Origin of the sequence: Microcoleus harperi Pol14_C6 (assembly GCF_036701295.1) — a bacterium.
GTDB lineage: Bacteria > Cyanobacteriota > Cyanobacteriia > Cyanobacteriales > Microcoleaceae > Microcoleus.
The window spans coordinates 1-21,962 of record NZ_JAUBQN010000043.1 but is presented as its reverse complement, the minus strand read 5'-3'; the positions used below and the strand labels follow the sequence as shown (position 1 = coordinate 21,962).

Genomic DNA, 21,962 nt, shown 5'->3' with positions numbered 1-21,962 from the left:
GAATTGGGAATTGGGAATTGGGAATTGGGAATTGGGAATTGGGAATTGCTTCCAATGACAACTGTCAACTGCCAACTGTCAACTGTCAACTGTCAACTGTCAACTGACTATTGCCGATTTTGCTGGCGAAATTCTGCGGGAGTTTGGCGCAAAGCTCGTTCTGGATTCCACAGGCCTTTACCCATGAGTCTCGCCCATTCTTGAGCGTTCACGAGTCGCTGCTGATATTTGGTGTTGGGCGATCGCACTGATGCCAGGGCATAACCTTCTTTGATTAGCTGTTCGTTGAGCAAATTTTTATCTTGCCACAAGTAGGCTAGTTTGCGATCGAACTGGTCTTTCTGTTCGATGTCTGATTCTAACAATACCTGTTTTCCCCCAATTAGCTGTTCTAGTCTTTGTTTGGCTGCTTCTCCCCAAGGCTGCTGTTTTAAATCCGGCGCATCAATACCAATCAGCCTGATTTGTTCTAATAAGGCTATTTTGTCGGCTGTACTGATAACTTCGATTGTTTGGCCGCTGATGGCCCTTTCTACTTTGGCGATCGTACCTTGGGGCATTTCTGGTTTTTGGCAGCTAGCTAACAACAGACAAAGGGCGATCGCAAATAACCGATAAAGCATGGATAATTGGTAGTGGATAATTTATCAAATTGCCTTATTCTTCATCCAACGGCAAACCGGCTCTAACTTTACCTTTGCCGAAGTAACGACCGAATTGCAGTTCGTACACTTCGTCTTCGTCTTGCGTCTCTACTTCGATGTTGGAACGGGGATAGCTGACGCACAGCAGGGCATAACCTTCTTTTTGCAGTTCCACAGAAAGCCCCATTGCTTCTGGCTGGTGCAGTTCCCCCGAATTAACGCGCACCGCGCAGGCGGTACAAGCGCCGTTGCGGCAGGAAAAGGGCAATTCTACTCCTTGGTTTTCGGCGCTTTGGAGGATGTAGCGGTCTTCGGGTACTCGCACGGTGTGGCGCTCGCCTGTCTGTCTGTTATGAATTTTAATTGTGTAAGAGTTAGTCATGGAATTTTAGATTTTAGATTTTAGATTTTAGATTTTAGATTGGCGTTGGCGGGGCAAGCTCCTTGAAATGAATGGGTTTGCGACCCAGAGAGGAGAACCCAAGCCTGCCCGTTTCACACCCTACCCATATTAAACAGCAAATTTATGCAGTTACCCCTTCCCAAATCAGATTTGTTCTGCTAAGATAGTTTAGCTGTGGCTAAATGAATGAATTTAGCCCTGGAGAGGTGGCCGAGCGGTTGAAGGCGCACGCCTGGAAAGTGTGTTTAGGGCAACTTAACGAGGGTTCGAATCCCTCCCTCTCCGTTAAACAAGCTGTTTAGGCAAAAAAAAACAGCTTGCAACAAAAATCTCTGAGATGAGATAAATACTTTAATTAGAGCGAGCTCCCTTGAATTCTTTTAAAAAAATCAAGTGAGCTCGATTTTATATTTTTGAGTGTAAATTACGGGCGATCGGGCCGGGAATAAACGCCCAGATATAATGCCAATAGTAGAAAACCATAGTGAGGCTCCTACACCAATCGCCAGCGATATGGTCTAAGAGCGTCACTATGGTTTTTTCCAAATTTATCTTTGAACTAATCATATCTTAATTCAGCAACGCCTAATAATCGGTAACATTCAGGGGCTGCCGGCATAAGGGCAGATGCCTCTGGAATAGGCATCGGGGATGGGTAATAGTTAGCGCTTACTGGTTAGTAGTTGTTCTAATCACCAATAACCAATGCCCTATTCTCAATGCCCTATTTTCAAATTAAATGAACAAGCTGGGTGAGATTTTAAAATAATCGCCTAGTGCCTTAGCTTGTGCCTTGCTAATCGCTCTTTTCCCATTCACAACCTCAGACACCACACCGCTCGATCCAATGATACCTACCAAGTCCGCTTGACGGGTGCCGCTGGATTCCATGATGTGTTGCAAAATCTCATGAGGCTCCGATTTGTCGATCGGATAATTTTCTCTCTCATAAACTTCAATCAGCGTGACTAACAACTTGTATAAAGCTCTCTCCTCTGGAGTGAGGTTTTTAGCGAACGTTAGCCGTTCTGCTACTGCCAGGAGGCGATCGTATTCCTCTTCGGTTTCGATCGCCCTAGGAGCAATTTCTGCAAGCAAGTTGCTATAAGTAGCTCCATCAAAAGTAAGAATCATTTTTCCATTTGTCTTTGTCGTATTCAGCGTGGGTTAGTAAATATTTGTAGAAAATAGTTTGCTCCTCGTAGTTGATGCCGACAATCAGGCGATATTCGTTGCCTTTGATATTAAAGACTGTGAAGTTTCCTACTGCTTCGGCATCCCGGTAAATCTGGCGAACCTCCTCCAAATTCTGCCATTTTGCTTGCTTTACAGTTGCGTTCCAGCTATCAATTTGATTTTTGACGTCGGGATACTGGGCAGTATCTTTACGGAGGTTGCGGATCGAGATTAAGTGCATGAGTTTTTCTTTGATTTGTTCTTTTGTTTTGCATAGTGATTTTCCGATTGATTGATTGACTACTATGTCTATACTCTCATTTTGAGAGGAAAGTGTCAAGGCCCGATCGAGTAAAAATTCTTTAACTCACTCCCAGGAGGTTTTGTGTGTGTAGGCGGGGTTGGAAACCGCAGGCTTTGTCTTTAATCCCACTCTTCCTCCCCCGACTTGATCCTCATCATGTAAAAAAGCTTCTAGCAGCGTGGTTCGGGCTGATCACATGGAAGTTGTGGCCACTCGCCTTTTTGCAGCGTTCAAAGACTATCTGGCCGCTTATTTGGATTTGGTCGATCGCGCCGAACCGGTGAAATCGGGCGCAAAGTTAGATAGTATCTAACAAGCTCAACTGTTATATCTGCGGTATCGTGCCGAAAAAAAAACCGTGCCAGGGAATCTTCACGGGGTTCTACGGCGAGGAATCGACCGAAGGGTATATTCACGAATTTTTTTTCAATTGGGAACAGAAGCTGGCACAATTGGTAAGTAACAAGAATTAATTTTAATAGAAACTTCAGCCACTACACTTATTAGTGTAGGTTGGCATGAGGAAAATGCCAATGGTCAAAAAAAATCGCAATGTAGTTAGTTCCAATTCAGAAAGTAAAGTCAAAGTCGGACTTTCGCTGACTTCTTCTAGTGCCGATCGATTAAACGTGATCGCTCGCAAGCTCGGAATATCAAGGTCAGAACTCCTAGAACGCTTGGCACAAGGCGCTCTGGATATTTCTAAGGACAAGACGGAAGTTACTGTCACTTGGAAAAAAGGTGAAGAAACGCAGGTAGATGCCCCCGACTTGCAAGGGGAAACAGCCGAAGAAAGCGAAATTAATGAGGCTGTAACGGCAGAAACTCTATCGGACTCGGTGAGTGTAAAGCCAAATCCGCTGCAAGAAAGTTACGAAAGTTTACAGCAGCAGTTGAGTGAACGCGAAAGTTCGATCGCTTCTTTGCAGCAGCAATTAGCTACCGAAAAGCAAAATCTCGAAAGCCAATTGCAAGAAACAGTAGCCAAGTCAAGTTACGAAAGTTTACAGCAACAGTTGAGTGAACGCGAAAGTTTGATCGCTTCTTTGCAGCAGCAATTAGCTACCGAAAAGCAAAATCTCGAAAGCCAATTGCAGGAAACAGTAGCCAAGTCAAGTTACGAAAGTTTACAGCAGCAGTTGAGTGAACGCGAAAGTTCGATCGCTTCTTTGCAGCACCAATTCGCTACTGAAAAGCAAAATCTCGAAAGCCAGTTGCAGGAAACAGTAGCCAAGTCAAGTTACGAAAGTTTACAGCAGCAGTTGAGTGAACGCGAAAGTTCGATCGCTTCTTTGCAGCAGCAATTGACCGAAATAGAACACCGGGAACACGAGTTTCAGCAACAGCTAGGCGAAAAATCCAGTGCTCTGGAATCTCTGCAGCAACAGCTAGGCGAAAAAGAACACCGGGAACACGAGTTTCAGCAACAGCTAGGCGAAAAATCTAGTGCTCTGGAATCTTTGCAGCAACAGCTAGGCGAAAAATCCAGTGCTCTGGAATCTTTGCAGCAACAGCTAGGCGAAAGAGAACACCGGGAACACGAGTTTCAGCAACAGCTAGGCGAAAAATCCAGCGCTCTGGAATCTTTGCAGCAGCAATTGGCCGAAAGAGAACACCGGGAACACGAGTTTCAGCAACAGCTAGGCGAAAAATCCAGTGCTTTGGAATCTTTGCAGCAGCAACTAGGCGAAAAATCCAGTGCTCTGGAATCTTTGCAGCAGCAATTCGCCACCGAAAAGCAAAATCTCGAAAGCCAATTCCAGGAAACCGTGTCGAAGTCGAGTTACGAATCTTTGCAGCACGAGTTAGCAGAAAAGTCAAGTGCGATCGGCAAATTCCATGTTCAACTAACCAAGTTGCAATCTCTAGAAAATCAATTGAGCCAGAGTGCTGCGATACAGCGAAATTACGACGCTTTGCAGCAACAGTCTCAAGAACAGCTAAGAACCATCAAAGCTTTACGGGAACAGCTAGCTCAAATGCAGGCTGTGGCTGGGATTGGCGAAGCTTATCTCAACAAGTGGCGCCGTCAGTGATTCTCTCATCAACACGGCCCAGTCTAACGCTCCGGGTGCCCCCGGAGCACCTTACCCCTAAAACGTCCTCTAAACTCGGCCTCTTTCCTCTTGTAGCGATAGATTTCAACCTGCCGCTACAAGAGCTTTTTATTGCAAAATATGAGCATACTATTAAGAAATATTACAATAAATAAATTATGAGAGGCGATCGCACCCCTTTAGGCAAATCCAATCCTGCAGACATTAAGGGCCGCGTCACGGTAATTGGAGGTGGCATCGGCGGGCTGACAGCAGCAGCCCTGCTAGCCCGCAGAGGATACCAAGTGCTAGTCTTAGACCAGGCGATCGTCCCCGGAGGATGCGCTTCCACCTTCAAACGCAAAGGCTTTACCTTCGATGTCGGCGCCACGCAGGTTGCAGGATTGGAACCCGGAGGCATTCATCACCGAATTTTTTCAGAATTAGATATAGAACTTCCCGCAGCCACACCATGCGATCCCGCTTGTGCGGTGTTTTTGCCGGGAGAAACCGCACCGATTAGCGTGTGGCGAGATCCGCAAAAGTGGCAGGAAGAAAGGCAGCGGCAGTTTCCCGGAAGCGAACCTTTTTGGCAATTATTGTCTGCATTGTTCAAAGCTAGCTGGAAATTTCAAGGGCGCGATCCAGTTTTACCCCCCAGAAACTTCTGGGATTTGTGGCAATTAATTCAAGCTGTTCGCCCCGATACTTTAATTACTTTGCCTTTCACTTTTATGACAGTGGGAGATGCTTTGCGGCTTTGTGGGTTGGGCGACAATTTGCGCTTGAAAACTTTTCTGGATTTGCAGTTAAAATTATATTCTCAAGTGGATACCGAAGAAACGGCGCTACTTTACGCGGCGACGGCTTTAGGAGTTTCGCAAGAGCCACAGGGATTGTATCATCTACAAGGAAGTATGCAGGTATTGAGCGATCGACTTGTAGAGGCGATCGAACGAGACGGCGGCAAAGTCCTGTTGCGGCACACAGTTGAAAGTATTGTCACCGCCAACGGCAAAGCCACCGGTACAGTGATTCGCAATCAAAAAACAGGCGAAGTTTGGACAGAAACTGCCGATCGCATTGTTGCCAACGTGACCGCGCAAAATCTAGTAAAATTGTTGTCAAGCGAGCCGATTGTCGGAAATTTAACAGATAATTTATCCGTTAAATCAGAGAGTTCAGAGACAACAAACAAACTCCCAAATCACATGGCAGGCTACAAATATCGAGTCGATAAATTGCCGCCCGCATCCGGTGCATTTGTCATATATTTGGGAGTGCATGAAAGCGCCATTCCGGCAAATTGTCCGCCGCACATTCAGTTTCTCTACGATTACGACGGCGAGATTGGGGAGAATAATTCATTATTTGTTTCTGTTAGCCATCCGGGTGATGGCCGAGCACTGAAGGGCATGGCGACAATTATCGCTTCCTCATTTACTGATACTCGAATGTGGTGGAATTCGGTTGATTATGAAGGATTAAAGCAAAAATATACCGCAGGGGCGATCGCGCGTTTGAGCGAATATTTCAATTTGACGCCAGAGTCGATCGTACACCAAGAAGCCGCCACACCCCGCACCTTTGCCCGCTACACAGCGAGAGATCAAGGAGTTGTCGGCGGCATCGGCCAGCGAATACCAACCTTCGGCCCCTTCGGATTTGCGAACCGCACACCAATTAAAAACTTGTGGTTAGTAGGCGACTCCACCCATCCCGGAGAAGGAACTGCGGGTGTGTCCTATTCTGCTTTAACAGTCGTGCGGCAGATGGAAGCCGCCTCTAAAATCTAAGAGGACACCGCACTCCCGCCGTTTCCCTACGTCAAAAATAATTAATCGCGCGAGAGATTTAACTATCGCGCGATTAATTTTAGGGAACAGTTAACTGTTAACCATCATTCCGGTGTCACCGGAATTGATATCAACTACATTCTCTGACTACTTGATAGAAATCTTTGCGCCCACAGCTTCAAGCTGTTTCTTCATTTCTTCAGCAGCTTCCTTAGCAATAGCTTCCTTAACTGCTTTCGGTGCAGCTTCTACCAAATCTTTTGCTTCCTTCAGGCCAAGACCGGTAATTGCACGGACTTCCTTCAGAATGGCGATTTTCTTGTCAGCAGGAACTTCTTCGAGCATGACAGTAAACTCGGTTTGCTCTTCTACGGCTTCAGGAGCGGCTCCACCACCCATACCGGGCATCATCATCATGCCGCCTACAGGAGCAGCAGCGCTCACGCCGAAAGCTTCTTCAATTTGCTTGACCAATTCAGAAGCTTCGAGCAAAGTCAGAGACTTAAGTTTTTCCAAGATTTCGTCAGTTGCAGTAGACATTCGTTAAACTCCTAGTTCGATTGTAGATTTGGGATTTCGGATTTGAGATTTGCTCATTCATCATTAGTTTTTCGTCTGCAGTCTTCTATCTATTGCTAAATACTAATGACTGAGGACTCATGACTCATTACTAATGACTTACACAGATGCGTTTTCTGCTTCTGCTTCTGGTTGCGCTTCTGGTTGCGCTTCTGCTGGTTGTGCTTCTGCTGCTACTTCTGCGGAATCGCCGTCTTTTTCAGCATAAGCTTTAAGACCGCGAGCGATCGAAGTAGGAACTTGATTGATACCCACAGCCAACTTGGTTGCGACACCGTTGATAGCGCCAGCAATTTGAGCCATGAGTTGTTCTTTCGACGGCAGATCAGCTAATGCTTTAACATCAGCTTCTTTCAGTACCCGTCCTTCCATCACGCCGCCGCGAAGTTCAGTCTTCTTAGAGACTTTTTGGAATTCTTGGTAAGCTTTAATCGCGCCGCCAATATCTTCTTGCACGAACAGAAATGCCGACGTACCGGTCAGCAATTCCTGTATCGGCTGCCAAGTTTCGTTGCCTTCAACCGCAATTCGCATCAGCGTGTTTTTTGCCACTTGGCAACTGCTGCCTTTCGGACGCAAACGCCGACGCAAATCTGTGATTTCAGCAACAGTTAAGCCCGTGTAGTCAATCACGATCGCCAGTTGAGATTCGCTCAAGGTTTGCTTGAGGTCTGCAATAATCTCATTTTTTACTGCTAAAGTTTTGCCCATACTTATTTCACCTCCTTTTAGGATCGAAAATTGCCCGTCAAAAACCCCGACCTTCGAGCCGGGGCAGAGAATTAAAAATTAACAAGTCAGAATTAAAAATAGAAAATTTCTAATCTTTGAGTCTTGAGTTTTTATTTCTTCAGCCTCGGCAGGAAATTAAGCGATCGGCACCTGCGGTCTTCAGCTTATTGATTTTTGATTAGGCTATCACCAGAAGGCAGATATTAGCAAGGCTATGACGCAAATCTTGTGAGAGATTTACACAGCAGACAGCCGAAGCTGTCTTTTACCTTCTGCCTTCTGCTTAATTCTTTCTAGGCAGCATCTAGTTTGGTATCGCGCAGGGCACTGATATCGACTTCGATCGACGGGCCCATTGTTGCGGATACGTACAAACTGCGCCAGTAGCGACCTTTAGCACCAGAAGGACGGTTGCGGTCAACAGTTTCTTGCAAAGCATGAAGGTTGACGAGCAAATCTTCCGCTGAGAAAGCTGCCTTGCCAAACATAACATGAACGATGCCAGTTCGATCGGCACGGAATTCTAGTTTACCACCTTTAAACTCGTTGATCGCCTGAGCAATGTCAGTCGTCACCGTGCCACCTTTCGGAGAAGGCATCAAACCGCGCGGGCCCAACAACCGACCCAATTTTGCCACCAACGGCATCACGTCTGGGGTAGCAATCAGGCAATCGAAGTCCATCATGCCCTTCTGAATTTCATCGATCAACTCTTCAGAACCAGCAATATCGGCGCCGGCATTTAGAGCTTCTTTAACTTTTTCGCCCTTAGCAATCACCGCAATTCTGACTACTTGACCAGTTCCTTTTGGCAGCGATACAGTTGTCCGCAACTGTTGGTCAGTATATTTCGGGTCAATTCCCAAACGGATGTGAGCTTCAGCAGCTTCGCCAAACTTAGCGGTTGCTGTTTCTTTCAAAAGTTGCAGAGCTTCCAGCGGTAGATAAGGTCTGTCTTCAACTTTCTTTTGAAGTTCTTGCAGTCTTCGCGATACTTTCTTTGCCATTGTTATCTCCTGGGGTCAGTCGATTTTAGATTTTAGATTTTAGATTTTACATTGAACCTATCGGACAATCTTAAAATCTACCCGTTTTCGGTTACTAGCGAAGCTTTGCTTCTCCCCCTGAACCGAGTTAGGATTTGCGATTTGAGCTTGAAGATTTTAGCTTCAAAATCCTGAATTACTGACAACTGCCAACTGTCAAGTGACAACTGACAACTGACTTTAATCCGCGATCGCCACGCCCATATTTTTAGCCGTTCCTGCCACAATTTTCATAGCAGCCTCAACATCATTAGCATTGAGGTCAGGCATTTTGGTTTCAGCGATTTCTCGTAACTGAGCCTGTGTAATTTTCCCTACTTGCTTGCGATTAGGTTCTCCCGAACCCTTAGCAATGCCAGCCGCTTTTTGAATCAAAACCGACGCCGGCGGGGTTTTGAGAATAAATGTAAAACTGCGGTCTTCAAAAACCGAAATTTCTACCGGAACCACCAGACCCGCTTGGTCTGCGGTTCTAGCATTGTACTCCTTGCAAAACATCATAATATTGACGCCGTGCTGACCCAGAGCTGGGCCGATCGGAGGAGCTGGGTTGGCTTTTCCCGCCGTAATCGCCAACTTAATTACTGCAACAACTTTCTTTGCCATTAGTTAGTTCTGTTTCTGAACCTGATTGAACTCCAATTCTACAGGCGTATCGCGCCCAAAAATCGAGAGTAAAACTTTGAGCTTGTTTCGTTCCGGGCTAACTTCAATCACATCACCTTCAAAATCCTTAAATGGCCCGGAAAGTACCACAACGTGGTCTCCAGTAGACATCGATACTTTGACAACTGGTTCTGATTCCTGAGCGTTTCTGAAGATCCGTTCTACTTCCGAATGACTCAGAGGTAGCGGTTTGACGTGACCCCTGCCGCGCCCGTAGCGGCGTTTCTGCTCGGCCCCGACAAAATTAATTACATTCGGGGTATTCTTGATCACCTGCCACGTATCCTCGTCCATAAACATACGGATGAGTACGTAGCCGGGAAAGATTTTTTCATCTGACTGCCGCCGGGAACCATCTTTGCCGACTTTGATTGCCGGAGTTTGCGGAATTTCGACTTGAACGATGCGATCGGCAACATCCAAAGTTTGAATCCGCTGCTGCAAGTTTGCCTTCACCCGCTTTTCGCAGCCAGAGGCAACTTGAACAGCATACCAGCGAGCATCAATCTCCGGCACCTCTGGCGATGCTGCCTGTCCCGTCGCTTCTGTGGAATACTCAGATTCTTCTGATGCAAAAGTCATGGCCCAAACACCTTTCCCGCGCCCCAGTTAAAGAAGTTATCCACCAAATAAATCAAGCTTGCTGAGAGGATTACCATCAAAAGCACGGCAAAAGACTCGCTGATTAGCTGCTGCCGGCTCGGCCAAACCACTTTGTCGAGTTCTTCTCTAGTTTCCTTAAAAAAACCCGCAGGGTTAAACCCAGACGCCGTTATTTCTTGAGTTTCTTGAGCTTCGTCTTTTTTCGCCACGATTTAATCCCCCTTGCGATTTTAGATTTTAGATTTTAGATAGTGTGAGTGGCCCGCGGCTCTCAGATTTTTTGACACTAACCACTTACGCTCAAGTCCAAAATCTCAAATCCAAAGCCACGACTTTTTTACAAGCCCAACCAATCAACGGCGTAAATGCCGATCGCCGAAACCGACTATCGAGAAGCCACACCGAGCATTTGTTGATGGCATTTTTTGCGAACCGCCCACAAAAATTAATTCTACCCGAAAGTTTGCGGTTTTGACTGTTGCCAGCCAATAGTCCGGGCGCTTTCGGGCAGAATTTAAAGTTTGGTGATTCAGCGCGCCCTGGAGGACTTGAACCCCCGACATCAGGTTTTGGAGACCTGCGTTCTACCAACTGAACTAAGAGCGCACAGGTGAGGTTGCTGAAATTCGCTTAACCTCTAGATTTCTATTTTAACACAGTGCGCTCGTAAATGGGAAACTTTTTTTTATTTTTTTCAATTTCCCATGAATCATGAACCAAGGGAAAGCGGAGTGCATTCCTACAGGGAGCGATCGAACCGCTGTTTGACGCGAGTAGCTTTGCCCACCCGATCGCGCAGGTAGTAAAGTTTTGCTCTGCGAACTTTCCCGCGGCGCATCACTTGGATGGTGGCGATGCGGGGCGAGTGAATCAAAAACACCCGTTCCACTCCGACGCCCTGAAACACTCGGCGGACGGTGATTGTTTCATTAATCCCGCCGTTACGCATGGCAATCACAGTCCCTTCGTAGGGCTGAACCCGTTCTTTGTTACCCTCTTTAATTCTTACGCCGACTCGCACTGTGTCGCCGACGTAAATTTCGGGAACTTGTTTATTGAGTTCTTGCTTGACTCTATCTATTTCTGCCGTTTCGATAGAACGGATTATTTCTGCGCCTTTCATCGGATTTACCAAAACTCACAATCCCTTATCATATATCGAAATGCCCGTTTTATGTCAAAAAATTTCTATGTTAGATACCTCTGGGGTCGTATTTCTGCAACTAGGGGCAATGGCCGCACTGGCCTTGTACGTCGCCGCCAACTTGGGAGCCAACGATGTCGCTAACTCGATGGGAACATCCGTAGGCTCGAAGGCGCTAACGCTGCGGCAGGCAATAATTGTTGCAGGCATACTGGAGTTTTCCGGCGCAGTGCTGTTCGGGCAAGGAGTTTCCGAAACTCTGGCAACAGGAGTTGTGAATGCACAAGTGTTCGCTGCCCAACCGCAAGTATTTTTAATCGGGATGGTGTCAGTGCTGATAGCTTGCGGGATCTGGCTGCAAATCGCTACCAGTCGAGGTTTGCCGGTTTCTTCATCCCATGCAGTGGTGGGCGCGATCGCGGGTTTTAGCTGTGTTGCAGCCGGAATTAATGCAGTTGATTGGCGAACCATCGGCACTATCTCCCTAACTTGGCTGGCGACACCTGTTGCCAGCGGTGCTTTAGCAGCGCTATTTTACAGTGTCGTGAAGTATTCGATTCTCGATCGGCCAGATCCTCTATCTCAAATGCGCGAGTGGATACCTTGGCTGAGTGCAGCAATGCTGAGCGTATTTGGGATAATTGTACTGCCGTCTGTGGTGAATGTCGCTTTGGTGCAGACAGGGGCGATCGCCGCGGCGCACGATCTATTTGGCTGGAATCTGCCAATTCACGATATTGTCATTGGCATCGGGAGTATTGGGGCGATCGGCCTAACACTCAATAGCTGGAAAAAATTAGAATCAGTTGAAAACCCAGAAGGCAGAGGGGAGAAGGCAGAAGGAATAAGTACAAACTCCTCCCCCACTCCGAAACTCCCCCACTCTCCCATCGAGCAACAAATGGCGAGATTTCAAGTCTTGAGCGCCTGTTTTGTAGCATTTTCCCACGGTTCCAACGACGTAGGAAATGCAGTTGCTCCCCTAGCTGCGATCGCCTACATCCGGCGCACAGGTTCCTTTCCCTCAGAAGATTTCAGCGTTCCCCTGTGGATTTTAGTCGTCGGAGGCGCAGGAATAGTCATCGGTTTAGCCATCTGGGGTAAAAATGTAATTGCCACAGTCGGCGAAAAAATCATCGAACTGCAACCCAGTGGCGGATTTTGCGCGGAATTAGCCACAGCCACCACAGTCTTGCTAGCATCCCGCTTCGGTTTGCCAGTTTCCACATCCCACGCTTTAGTCGGTGCAGTTGTCGGAGTCGGGCTGATCAAAAATTGGAAAACAGTACGCTTGCAAACATTGGTTTCAATTGGTTCGGCTTGGCTGGTGACAATTCCGATCGCAGCAGGTTTGGCGGCTATCATCTTCAGCATTGCGCAATCCATTGGGCAATTTTAGATTTTAGATAGATTGAGGCATTTCAGAACAGTCATCACTCAACAATCACGGATAGATGCTGCAACCAGAATTGATCTAATTCATCTGCGTTAATCTGTGTTTATCTGCCCTCATCTGCGGTTTTAAAAAGAGAATGTAAACCGCAGATGACAATGGATGGACGCTGATTCACGCAGATGAAGATAAGATTCAGGACTAATAGCACTTTCGCACATCAAACCCAGTTGCGGCCCACCAGCACGCGGGCAAATCAATCACTTAATTCCTTCTCTAAGCAATGCTTTAGCTGTTGAGCCAGCACCTCAACGTTAGGCTTTCTCAACATAGTAAGATGATTCCCAGGAACTCTAATTACCTCTACTTTTTGCGCCGTTAATTCACTCCAGCCAAGAGTCGTATCTTGCTGACTCATGCTTAGCTTTTCCCTCGATCTAAACAGAGTAATTCGCTGCGGATAAATTTTTGGTACATAGCTGAGAGTTGCTTGACTGTTAGCCTGAAATACAGTAAACATCGAGGGAATTGCCAGCTCGCGCCAGCTCCGTTCTTTTGACTCCTGAGATAGGATACTAACCATAATGGCTTGTTTCCAATTCCAGCGATGCAAAAAATTAGCTGCCCAATTAAGCATCTTATTTAATTTCGGAAATTTGGCAGCAATACCGCCACTTTGAACATTTTCCGCAGCAGCCACCAAGCGAAAATAATCTACTACAAAAGGCCAGATAGAGCGCGAAACAGTAGTCAGAATAAACTTGCAACCGTCCCAAAAAGAAGGTTTGTTAGCAGAAACCGGCGCTAAAGTATCCAGCACAGCAAGTAAAGCCACTTCATCCCCCGCTGCGAGCAACTGTTGAGCCATCTCAAAAGCAACCAAACCTCCAAAAGACCAGCCTCCTAAAAAATAAGGCCCTTTTGGTTGAACGGTACGCAAAGCTGCGATGTAATCAGTCGCCATGTCTTCAATGCTAGTTAACGGAGAACTTTCGCCGTCAATACCCTTTGGTTGCAGCCCGTAAAACGGTTGATTTTCTCCTAGCTGAAACGCTAACTCGACATAAGGAAACACGACGCCAAAGATGGGATGGACGCAGAAGAACGGGGGATTTTTACCGCGAGGCTTAATTCCAACTAAAGGCGACCATTCCAGAGAATTTGTTTCTGAAGATAGCGAATCTGCTAAACCTTCAATTGTCGGATTTAAAAAAAGAGCAGATAGCGGCAATTCGCGCTCAAATTGCTGGTTAATCTCATTGATGAGGCGGATTGCCAGCAGGGAATCTCCACCCAAATCGAAGAAGTTATCGCCAATGCCAACGCACTCTGCGTTGAGGATGGTGGCCCAAATTTGGGCGAGGGTTGACTCGGTTGGCGTGCGAGGTGCAAGGCAGCTTTTATCTATTGAATTGCTAGTTAGATGTCCCGGTGCAGGTAGGCGCAGGCGGTCAATTTTGCCATTAGGAGTTAGGGGCAGAAAATCCATCGCCACAAAAGCACTGGGAATCATGTAATTGGGCAGTTGTGGTTTGAGGAAATTGCGTATTTCCCCGGGATTAAGCGTCTGATTTTGATTTGGGACGACATAAGCAACTAGGCGTTTGTTGCCAGACAAATCATCCACAGCAACCGCCGCTGTTTGTTTGACTGCTGGATGCTGAACCAGCAGGGCTTCAATTTCTCCCAATTCTATTCGATAACCGCGAATTTTTACCTGTTCGTCTGTGCGGTCTAAAAACTCAATATTGCCGTCGGGAAAATAGCGAGCTAAGTCACCAGTTTTATAAATTCGTTCTCCTACTTTCTGGCTAAACGGATTAGCAATAAATCGCTGGGCGGTTAATTCGGGGCGGTTCAGGTAGCCTCGCGCCAATCCGCTGCCGCCGATGTACAATTCACCTGGAATTCCAACGGGTACAGGCTGTAAATTTTTATCTAAAATATAGAGTTGAGTGTTAGCTATTGGGCTGCCGATTGGCTGTTTTTTGCGTGAAGCGAAGCTATCGGGCAGGGAATCGCCAATTTCGGCCAAACTTGACCAGACTGTCGCTTCTGTAGGGCCGTAAGCGTTAAAAAATCTGCGCCCAGAAGCCCAGCGTTTAACAATATCCGGGGAACAGGATTCGCCAGCACAGATGATTGTTTGCAGTGCGGGAAGTTCGGCGTTTGGAAGGACAGCTAGCAGCGAGGGCGGGAGGGTAGCGTGGGTAATAGCATTGTCCTGCAAAAATTGGATTAATGTTTGTCCGGGCAACAAAGATTCTTTCTTGGCACAGTAAAGTGTTGCTCCGGTTCCTAATGCCATGACAATCTCAAAGATTGAGGCATCAAAACTTAGGGATGCGAATTGCAAAATGCGGTGATTTGAGTTTAAGTTAAAAGCTTCTATTTGAGCTAGGGCTAAGTTGTCGAGTCCCCGATGTTCGATTAAAACGCCTTTGGGTTTTCCGGTTGAACCAGATGTGTAAATGACGTAGGCTAGGTTTTCTGGTATGATATTTGTAGTTTGGTTTTCTGGGCTTTGTCGGGCGATAATTTCTCTGTCGGAGTCCAAACACACTACTGAAAAAACTCCGTAATTTTCCGGCTGCATCAAGTTTTGGGCTAAGTGCTGCTGAGTTATCAAAATCGACACCTGAGCATCTTCTAACATGAAGTTAAGGCGCTCTTGAGGATAAGTTGGATCTAAAGGCAGGTAGGCTGCACCTGCTTTGATAATGCCTAGCAATCCGACGATCGCATCTAAGGAACGTTCTACACAAAGGCCCACTAAAACTTCTGGTGCTGCGCCCAATTGCTGCAAGTAACGTGCAAGTTGGTTGGCTTGGCTGTTGAGTTGGCGGTAGGTTAACTGCTGGTTTTCAAAGACGGCGGCGACAGCATCGGGCGATCGCGCGACTCGCTCTTCAAATAGCTGATGGAAACACTGGTTTTGCGGATAATCTCTGTGAGTGTCATTCCAATCGATTAATAATTGCTGGTATTCTGGCGCTGTCAGCAAAGCCAAGTCGCTGAGGCGCTGTTTGGGATTGGCAACAATGGCTTCGAGCAGCGTTTGGAAATGTCCCGCCATGCGCGCAATTGTGCCGCTATCAAATAAATCTGTGCTGTAGACAAATTGCCCTTGAATACTTCCTGCATTTTCCCACAAGTGGCACTCTAAATCGAGCTTGGCGGTTCCCGCGTCAAAGTCGATCGCCTCTCCAACGATTCCCGGCAATTCTAGCGCTGCTACAGGAGTGTTTTGCAGGCTGAAACTAACTTGAAATAGGGGGTTGCGGCTCAACTCGCGATCGGGGTGCATTTCCTCAACCAACTTCTCGAAGGGCAAATCTTGGTGGGCGTAGGCTGCCATTGCGACGTTTTTTACCCGATGCAATAGTTCCCGAAAAGTTGGGTTTCCTGATAAATCTGCACGCAGCACCAAACTGTTGACAAAAAAACCGATTAATGCTTCTATTTCGCTCAAGTTGCGATTGGCGATCGGCGTTCCTACTGCAATATCTACTTGTCCTGTATAGCGGTACAGCAAAGTTTGAAAAGCGGCTAGTAAAGTGATAAATAAAGTCGCGCTTTCTTGCTGGCTCAATGACTTTAGCGCCTCGCTCAAAGCAGGAGATAGTGTTATAAATTGTTTAGCGCCGCGGTAGGAGGGAACGGCAGGTATTTGCCTGTCTGTTGGTAGATTGAGTGCGGTAATTCCGTTTAACTGCTGCCGCCAATAAGCTAACTGCGTTTCTAATACTTCGCCCTGCAACCATTGGTGCTGCCATTCTGCAAAGTCGGCGTACTGCACGGGCAGTGCTGGTAAGTGCGAGATCCCATTTTTTACAAATGCTGTGTAGAGCGTTCCCAGCTCTCGAACTAGCACTCCAATCGACCAACCATCAGCCACAATATGATGTAAATTCAGCAACAATATATGTTCTGTTTCACTCAGTTGTAACAGCGTTACTTTAAATAACGGCCCGGCGGCTAAATCGAAAGGACATTGCGCTGCATCAGTTGCGAGTTGCAGCGCTGCGGTTTCCTGCTGAGCTGGCGAAAGATTTTGTAAGTCGATTGTGGGGAGAGATACGGTTAAAAAGGGAGCAATAACTTGTACGAGTTCCCCTTCCAAAAGCGTAAAAGTGGTGCGTAAAGTTTCATGCCGCTGCACAATTTCATTGAAGGTTTGCTCTAAAGATCTTAAGTTGAGCGAACCTGTTAAGCGGAGCGCTGTTGAAACATTATAGAAAGGATTACCCGGTGCTAATTGATTGAGGAACCAAAGCCGCTGCTGAGCAAACGATGCGGGAAATACAAAAACTTCTGTTTCTTGCTGCATATTTATCGAAATTGCATCCTGTTCAACAGCCATCCTTTTCATTTACTTTCTCGATTCAACATCTTGCCCAACCCAAAAACCATCTTAAAATTATCTGCGTTTATCAGCGTTAATCTGCCCCTCATCTGCGGTTGCTCTATCCATCAAAAAATTATGCAATAGGTCCATTAAAAGATGATAGCTTCCGCCGCCGACTATCGCGCGAAATCGGCACTAAAGCCGGAGCATCACTTTTAGCATTCTTATCTTTCAAACTCTCAACAACCTTAGATAATTCTGCAATTGTCGGCGCTTCAAAAACCCGGCGCAAAGGCAACTCTACCCCAAAAGCATCTCGCACTCTAGAAACAAGCTGAGTCGCCAGCAGCGAATGGCCTCCCAATTCAAAAAAATTGTCCCGGATACCCACTCGCTTTATCCCCAAAACCTCAACCCAAATTTTCACCAAAACTTCCTCAATAGAAGTCTGAGGCGCAACATAACCGCCAGCCCATTCTAACTTAATCGGCTCAGGTGCAGGCAAAGCGAGCCGATCGACCTTTCCGTTAGCCGTCACAGGTAGCGACTCCAGCACCACAAAAGCCGACGGAACCATATATTCCGGCAGTTTTTCTGCTAGATAAGCCTGCAACTGCGGCACTAATTTACGCGCTGCTTTAGCTTGTAAGGGATTGTTAGCATAAGAGCGCCAAGGACGCAAGTTATCGCTTCGGGTTTCTGGCACAAAATCTCTGGTTTCGCCCCGTGCAAACACTACATCGTAGCGCCCTTGACTGTCGGAATTAGACCAACTAATATTAACATTGTACGGAACTTCCAAAGCATACCACGCTTCGGGATCGACTCCTAAATCATCGATTTTTTCCACGGCTTTCTGCAACTGACCTGCCGTTGAAAATTTATCGACAACAGACAGCAACTCTGCCGCCTTAACTGCTGCCGTTACCCGCGCATTAGGCACATTAGCAATTCTTAAAAGATCGAGTTGATTTTGCAATAATATTTGTTGCACATTGGTAACAGTCAGATTCTGATTTTCATCCAACCAATCCAGCCGTTTTTCAGCGCCCCGCTCCCCTTTTGCCGATGATTTTGGGCGTTCTGTTTCAGATGCAATATGCAGAATAGCATTGTAACGAAAATCAGTTAACTCATTGTGATAACTACCGCGAATTAATTGAATCTCTACGCCGTCAATCTGCGGAAAGCGGTGCTTTAAGGCGCTAAAAAAATCTGGTTCAATAACTAACTCTGTTTCTTGAAAAATTTGCATTTGTACTCGCTGCTGCAACTGTTCGCCCGCGAGAGAAGGTTCGGCTTGATACAGTTGTACCGAAGCGTGAAAAGCTGCCAGCAACGGCAAGCTGCGGACATCTCCGATGAATATAAAGCCGCCGGGGGCAGTTGCTTTCACCGCACCTTCTAGCACCTGCACGAGATAGTCGATAGTCGGGAAATATTGCACGACTGAGTTGAGAATTACGGCGTCAAAAGCTGCTGTCTCTACTCCTTCAAAGTCTGTCGCCATTTTCTGAAGCAGCTTTACATTAGCTAACTGTTGATTTGCCAAGTGCTGCTGAATATAGTTGAGCGAAATAGGGGAAAAGTCTGTGCCGCAATATTGAGTGCAGCGAGGCGCAATTTGGAACAGCAACAAACCTGTGCCGCAGCCAATTTCTAACACTCGGCTCGGCTGCAAAGCTAAAATTTGGGCTGCTTGATTTTTCGCCCAGTCGCGTATCTGTTCTGCTGGGATTGGCTGATTAGTATAACTGCTATTCCAGCCGACAATATTAAATGTTGGATCTGACTCAACAGCAGGTTGATTGTAAGTTTCATTGTAGAGCATTTGCCACTGCAAAACCTGTTCGTCCTGCAATTGCATTATTTGGCTTTTTTCGCTGGTACTGCTATATTCTGCATTCAGGGCAATATAAGCTACTAAACGTTTATCTCCCTGTCCATCTTCCGAAGCTGTTGCTACAGTTTGCTGCACGGCCGGATGTTGAGTTAATACTGTCTCGATTTCTCCTAATTCGATGCGGAAACCGCGAATTTTTACTTGTTCGTCAATGCGTCCCAAAAATTCGAGGTTGCGATCGCCTCTGTAGCGCACTAAGTCGCCGGTTTTGTAAATTCGCTCTCCTGAATTTGGTTTAAAAGGATTGACAATAAAGTGCTGTGCGGTTAAATCTGGGCGGTTGAGGTAGCCGCGAGCGAGTCCGTTTCCGCCGATGTACAATTCGCCAACAACGCCGATCGCCACTGGCTGCAAATATTTGTCTAATATGTAGATTTGAGTGTTAGCAATGGGGCGGCCAATTGTCGGGGCGATGTCTGTTTGCTCTGTTGCAGCAATATAACCGGAAGTTGTGACGACGCTGTTCTCGGTTGGGCCGTAATTATTTACTAGCTTAAATGGATGGGATTTTAAAGGATGTTGTTGCAGTTTTTCGCCGCCTGCAAGCAAGATTCGCAACGCTGTATTTTGAGGCCAATCTAATAGCAAAACTTTCTCGGCTAAAGGTGTTGGCAAAAAGCTAATTGTAATGGCGTTTGATACTAACCAGTTTTGCAGTTTTTCAGGATCTCGCCTGATGTCATCTTCTGGAAAGTAGATGCTAGATCCGGCGGCGAGATAAGGCCAAATTTCCCATCCGCAAGCATCAAAGCCGATCGCTGCTATTTGCGTTGCTCGATCGCCCGCTGACACCCCAAACTCTCTTTGATGCCAAAAAACGAGATTTAACAAGCTCCCGTGCTCAATTTCCACTCCTTTCGGCTTTCCCGTGGAACCGGAGGTGTAAATCGCGTAAACCAGATTTTCGGCTGTGGCTGCGCTGGTGGGATTGTCGGCGATTTCTTGGGAAATCATCTCCCAGTCTGTGTCTAAACAAACTATCTGTAAATTGGGCGAGCGCAAATTCTCTACCCATTGCTGCTGAGTTAACACAACAGATAATGGAGCATCTTTTACCATAAAGCTCGATCGCTCAGCAGGATAGCTCGGATCTAAAATTAAGTAAGCTCCTCCCGCTTTCAGGATACCCAACATCCCCACAATCAGATCGAGCGATCGCCCGCAGCAAAGCCCGACTAAAACTTCCGCCCCAACCCCCATTTTTTGCAAATAACGTGCTAGTTGGTTGCTGCGGAGATTTAGCTCTCGATAGGTGACTTGCTCCTCTCCAAATACCAGCGCCACCGCATCCGGTGTCCGAGCCGCCTGCATTTCAAATAGCTGATGGATGCACAAATCTTGCGGATAATCCGCCTGAGTATTGTTGCATTCAACTAACAACTGATAGCGCTCTTGAGCGCTCAAATATTGCAAGTTGGCAATTCGCTCTTCGGGATTTGCCACAATGCTTTCTAACAGAGTTTGAAAATGCCCGATCAGGCGCGCAATCGTAGCTTCATCAAATAAATCGGCGCTGTAAATAACCATGCCGCTGATGCCCCCAGAGCTATCAACCCACAGCTTATTGCTGGGCGATTGGTTGCTTCCCGAGCTGTTGGACGATCGCTCCCACAAATGAAACTCCAAATCAAACCGCGCTGTACCCACATCTAACTGCTGCGGGCTCAGTGTTAATTCTGGCAATTCTAACGGATTCCCCGGCGCGTTTTGCAGCGCAAACGCCACCTGAAATAAGGGATTTTGGTTCAACGCGCGATCGGGGTGCAGTTCTTCTACTAACTTCTCAAACGGCAAATCTTGGTGAGCGTAAGCTCCTAATGCTACCTCTTTGACTCGGTTTAACAGTTCCCGAAAAGTTGGATTTCCCGACAAATCTGTACGCAGTACCAAACTGTTGACAAAAAAACCGATTAATGCTTCAATTTCACTGCGGTTGCGATTGGCGATCGGCGAACCTACAACAATATCTTCTTGCTGCGCGTAATGGTAAAGCAACGTTTTAAAAGCTGCCAGCATTGTCATAAACAGCGTCACTCCTTCGCGCTGGCTCAACGTTTCTAAAGCCTCGCTCAGTTGTTTTGGCAGTTGCAAAAATTGCCTTTTGCCTCGGTAACTTTGAATTGCTGGTCTGGGTCGATCCGCAGGTAAATTTAGCATAGAAATGCCGTTTAACTGCTGCCGCCAGTAAGCAAGCTGCGTTTCTAAAACTTCCCCTTGCAGCCATTCACGCTGCCATTTGGCAAAATCAGCATACTGGATCGACAAAGGCGGTAAAGGCGAAGGTTTTTCGCTAGCAAATGCCGTGTAAAGTGCGCCTAATTCCTGAATTAGCACTCCGATAGACCAACCATCGGAGACAATGTGGTGCATATTCAGCATTAGTAAATATTCGGCATCATCTAACTGCAATAATGTGATTCGCAGCAACAAGTCCTTAGACAAATTGAAAGAGTGTTGAGCTTCCTGGGCCGTGAGCCGGTTTGCTTCAGTTTGTCGAGATTCCTTTGGCAAACTTCGCAAGTCCACTACATTAATCGGAAGATGGAAAGCAGCAGCTATTCTCTGAACAGGTTGACCCGAAACTAATGCTAAAGTCGTGCGTAAAGCTTCGTGACGGCGCACAATTTCATTGAAGGTTTGTTGCAGCGCCGAAAAATTGAGCGAACCTGTCAAACGCAATGCTGCAGGAACATTATAAAAAGGATTGTTCGGTACTAATTGGTCGAGAAACCACAAGCGCTGCTGTGCAAAGGAAAGCGGTAGATTTCCGTCCCGCCCCCTCGGAACAATCGGTGTAGAAGTAAAACTAGAAGTACGATTAGCTGCTTTTAAAAATGAAACAATTTCGGCTTTTCTCTGAGAAATTTCGGCGCGCAGTTCGGGTGTAAGAATTCCTTCGGGCGCGTTGCAGCGCAGGCGAGAGTCCTCAACAAAAATATTAATATCTAGACTGCGAAGATAAGATAAAAACTCCACTAACTCCACCCTGACAGAATCTCTGGCATTTGGCGATGAACTCGCTATTTTTGGATCGGGCATTTTGAGTCATCCTGTCATTACTTGGGCAAATCAATCAAAGAAATTCTACCAGCGCACAAATTAAGAGCTTAACTTACCGCTTGCTTACTGTGGCCTAACCTGAGTATGATTCTGTTTGAATCCGCAACCAAAATCCTACCCAAGGTTTCA

General features: G+C 46.7%; 18 protein-coding genes, 2 tRNA genes and 1 other annotated feature. Of the genes, 6 read left to right on the top strand and 14 right to left on the bottom strand.

The genetic code is table 11. The features are described from left to right. Positions 1 to 107: 107 nt before the first annotated feature. Complete coding sequence (locus QUA27_RS22880; RefSeq protein ID WP_333070781.1) at positions 108 to 623, bottom strand: thermonuclease family protein; 516 nt, start codon at positions 621 to 623, stop codon at positions 108 to 110. A gap of 34 nt (positions 624 to 657) precedes the next feature. Beyond that, positions 658 to 1,026 (bottom strand): 2Fe-2S iron-sulfur cluster-binding protein, encoded by a 369-nt coding sequence (locus QUA27_RS22875; protein ID WP_333070779.1) that lies wholly within the window; start codon positions 1,024 to 1,026, stop codon positions 658 to 660. A gap of 221 nt (positions 1,027 to 1,247) precedes the next feature. Between QUA27_RS22875 and QUA27_RS22870 the strand changes: the two genes are divergently transcribed. Further along, positions 1,248 to 1,332, top strand: a tRNA-Ser gene (locus tag QUA27_RS22870). Between the two features lie 450 nt (positions 1,333 to 1,782). Here the strand turns inward: QUA27_RS22870 and QUA27_RS22865 are convergent. Both QUA27_RS22865 and QUA27_RS22860 read right to left on the bottom strand, forming a co-directional pair. After that, positions 1,783 to 2,181 carry a helix-turn-helix domain-containing protein gene (locus QUA27_RS22865; protein WP_333070777.1) on the bottom strand — a complete coding sequence of 133 codons (399 nt, stop codon included), beginning with the start codon at positions 2,179 to 2,181 and terminating at the stop codon, positions 1,783 to 1,785. Next, the gene (locus tag QUA27_RS22860; RefSeq protein ID WP_333070776.1) at positions 2,165 to 2,464 is read right to left on the bottom strand and encodes a type II toxin-antitoxin system HigB family toxin; all 300 of its coding nucleotides are present in this window, start codon (positions 2,462 to 2,464) and stop codon (positions 2,165 to 2,167) included. The genes QUA27_RS22865 and QUA27_RS22860 overlap by 17 nt, the downstream gene beginning before the upstream one ends. 241 nt (positions 2,465 to 2,705) lie before the next feature. Here QUA27_RS22860 and QUA27_RS22855 point away from each other — a divergent pair, with 241 nt between their 5' ends. The 3 genes from QUA27_RS22855 to QUA27_RS22845 all read left to right on the top strand — a co-directional run bounded on the left by QUA27_RS22855 (position 2,706) and on the right by QUA27_RS22845 (position 6,359). Next, positions 2,706 to 2,840: a hypothetical protein gene (locus tag QUA27_RS22855; RefSeq protein WP_333070775.1), complete on the top strand. Its 135-nt coding sequence runs from the start codon at positions 2,706 to 2,708 to the stop codon at positions 2,838 to 2,840. A 220-nt stretch (positions 2,841 to 3,060) separates the two neighbouring features. Beyond that, positions 3,061 to 4,563 carry a ribbon-helix-helix protein, CopG family gene (locus QUA27_RS22850; RefSeq protein ID WP_333070772.1) on the top strand — a complete coding sequence of 501 codons (1,503 nt, stop codon included), beginning with the start codon at positions 3,061 to 3,063 and terminating at the stop codon, positions 4,561 to 4,563. 179 nt (positions 4,564 to 4,742) lie between these two features. Further along, a complete protein-coding gene (locus QUA27_RS22845; protein WP_333070770.1) occupies positions 4,743 to 6,359 on the top strand; it encodes an FAD-dependent oxidoreductase in 1,617 nt (538 codons plus the stop codon). A gap of 147 nt (positions 6,360 to 6,506) precedes the next feature. Here the strand turns inward: QUA27_RS22845 and rplL are convergent, their stop codons facing one another. The 6 genes from rplL to secE form a co-directional block, all read right to left on the bottom strand. Continuing rightward, on the bottom strand, positions 6,507 to 6,899 hold the full coding sequence (gene rplL, locus QUA27_RS22840; RefSeq protein WP_333070768.1) for a 50S ribosomal protein L7/L12: 393 nt from the start codon (positions 6,897 to 6,899) through the stop codon (positions 6,507 to 6,509). 138 nt (positions 6,900 to 7,037) lie between these two features. Then, positions 7,038 to 7,649 carry a 50S ribosomal protein L10 gene (rplJ, locus tag QUA27_RS22835; RefSeq protein ID WP_333070765.1) on the bottom strand — a complete coding sequence of 204 codons (612 nt, stop codon included), beginning with the start codon at positions 7,647 to 7,649 and terminating at the stop codon, positions 7,038 to 7,040. Between the two features lie 29 nt (positions 7,650 to 7,678). Further along, positions 7,679 to 7,851, bottom strand: a sequence feature (ribosomal protein L10 leader region). A 112-nt stretch (positions 7,852 to 7,963) separates the two neighbouring features. Further along, positions 7,964 to 8,677, bottom strand: coding sequence for a 50S ribosomal protein L1 (gene rplA / locus QUA27_RS22830; RefSeq protein WP_190663916.1), 714 nt, complete (start codon positions 8,675 to 8,677; stop codon positions 7,964 to 7,966). A gap of 219 nt (positions 8,678 to 8,896) precedes the next feature. Next, entirely contained in the window at positions 8,897 to 9,322 is a 426-nt protein-coding gene (gene rplK, locus QUA27_RS22825) for a 50S ribosomal protein L11 (protein WP_194061482.1), read from the bottom strand. 3 nt (positions 9,323 to 9,325) lie between these two features. Continuing rightward, positions 9,326 to 9,964, bottom strand: a complete 639-nt coding sequence (gene nusG, locus QUA27_RS22820) for a transcription termination/antitermination protein NusG (RefSeq protein ID WP_333070762.1) — start codon at positions 9,962 to 9,964, stop codon at positions 9,326 to 9,328. Continuing rightward, entirely contained in the window at positions 9,961 to 10,194 is a 234-nt protein-coding gene (gene secE, locus QUA27_RS22815) for a preprotein translocase subunit SecE (protein ID WP_333070760.1), read from the bottom strand. Before secE ends, nusG begins: the two co-directional genes overlap by 4 nt. Positions 10,195 to 10,265: 71 nt before the next feature. On the opposite strand from secE, the gene QUA27_RS22810 reads away from it, so the two are divergent. Continuing rightward, positions 10,266 to 10,460, top strand: a complete 195-nt coding sequence (locus QUA27_RS22810) for a hypothetical protein (protein WP_333070757.1) — start codon at positions 10,266 to 10,268, stop codon at positions 10,458 to 10,460. Between the two features lie 58 nt (positions 10,461 to 10,518). Here the strand turns inward: QUA27_RS22810 and QUA27_RS22805 are convergent. Both QUA27_RS22805 and rplS read right to left on the bottom strand, forming a co-directional pair. Next, positions 10,519 to 10,591 (bottom strand) — tRNA-Trp (locus QUA27_RS22805). 133 nt (positions 10,592 to 10,724) lie between these two features. Next, entirely contained in the window at positions 10,725 to 11,108 is a 384-nt protein-coding gene (gene rplS, locus QUA27_RS22800; RefSeq protein ID WP_333054363.1) for a 50S ribosomal protein L19, read from the bottom strand. 67 nt (positions 11,109 to 11,175) lie between these two features. Here rplS and QUA27_RS22795 point away from each other — a divergent pair, with 67 nt between their 5' ends. After that, positions 11,176 to 12,528 (top strand): inorganic phosphate transporter, encoded by a 1,353-nt coding sequence (locus QUA27_RS22795; protein WP_333070756.1) that lies wholly within the window; start codon positions 11,176 to 11,178, stop codon positions 12,526 to 12,528. A 250-nt stretch (positions 12,529 to 12,778) separates the two neighbouring features. Here QUA27_RS22795 and QUA27_RS22790 read toward each other — a convergent pair whose 3' ends face one another. Both QUA27_RS22790 and QUA27_RS22785 read right to left on the bottom strand, forming a co-directional pair. Then, positions 12,779 to 16,885 (bottom strand): non-ribosomal peptide synthetase, encoded by a 4,107-nt coding sequence (locus tag QUA27_RS22790; RefSeq protein ID WP_333070755.1) that lies wholly within the window; start codon positions 16,883 to 16,885, stop codon positions 12,779 to 12,781. A 118-nt stretch (positions 16,886 to 17,003) separates the two neighbouring features. Next, entirely contained in the window at positions 17,004 to 21,812 is a 4,809-nt protein-coding gene (locus QUA27_RS22785; RefSeq protein ID WP_333070754.1) for a non-ribosomal peptide synthetase, read from the bottom strand. Positions 21,813 to 21,962 lie beyond the last annotated feature (150 nt).

Bases quoted from the DNA above. Each gene is read 5' to 3' on its own strand.
- QUA27_RS22860 (WP_333070776.1), bottom strand. From the start codon at position 2,464: ATGCACTTAATCTCGATCCGCAACCTCCGTAAAGATACTGCCCAGTAT.
- QUA27_RS22865 (WP_333070777.1), bottom strand. From the start codon at position 2,181: ATGATTCTTACTTTTGATGGAGCTACTTATAGCAACTTGCTTGCAGAA.
- nusG (WP_333070762.1), bottom strand. From the start codon at position 9,964: ATGACTTTTGCATCAGAAGAATCTGAGTATTCCACAGAAGCGACGGGA.
- QUA27_RS22850 (WP_333070772.1), top strand. From the start codon at position 3,061: ATGGTCAAAAAAAATCGCAATGTAGTTAGTTCCAATTCAGAAAGTAAA.
- rplK (WP_194061482.1), bottom strand. From the start codon at position 9,322: ATGGCAAAGAAAGTTGTTGCAGTAATTAAGTTGGCGATTACGGCGGGA.
- QUA27_RS22790 (WP_333070755.1), bottom strand. From the start codon at position 16,885: ATGGCTGTTGAACAGGATGCAATTTCGATAAATATGCAGCAAGAAACA.
- QUA27_RS22785 (WP_333070754.1), bottom strand. From the start codon at position 21,812: ATGCCCGATCCAAAAATAGCGAGTTCATCGCCAAATGCCAGAGATTCT.
- QUA27_RS22845 (WP_333070770.1), top strand. From the start codon at position 4,743: ATGAGAGGCGATCGCACCCCTTTAGGCAAATCCAATCCTGCAGACATT.
- QUA27_RS22795 (WP_333070756.1), top strand. From the start codon at position 11,176: ATGTTAGATACCTCTGGGGTCGTATTTCTGCAACTAGGGGCAATGGCC.
- QUA27_RS22880 (WP_333070781.1), bottom strand. From the start codon at position 623: ATGCTTTATCGGTTATTTGCGATCGCCCTTTGTCTGTTGTTAGCTAGC.
- rplS (WP_333054363.1), bottom strand. From the start codon at position 11,108: ATGAAAGGCGCAGAAATAATCCGTTCTATCGAAACGGCAGAAATAGAT.
- rplA (WP_190663916.1), bottom strand. From the start codon at position 8,677: ATGGCAAAGAAAGTATCGCGAAGACTGCAAGAACTTCAAAAGAAAGTT.
- rplL (WP_333070768.1), bottom strand. From the start codon at position 6,899: ATGTCTACTGCAACTGACGAAATCTTGGAAAAACTTAAGTCTCTGACT.
- rplJ (WP_333070765.1), bottom strand. From the start codon at position 7,649: ATGGGCAAAACTTTAGCAGTAAAAAATGAGATTATTGCAGACCTCAAG.
- QUA27_RS22875 (WP_333070779.1), bottom strand. From the start codon at position 1,026: ATGACTAACTCTTACACAATTAAAATTCATAACAGACAGACAGGCGAG.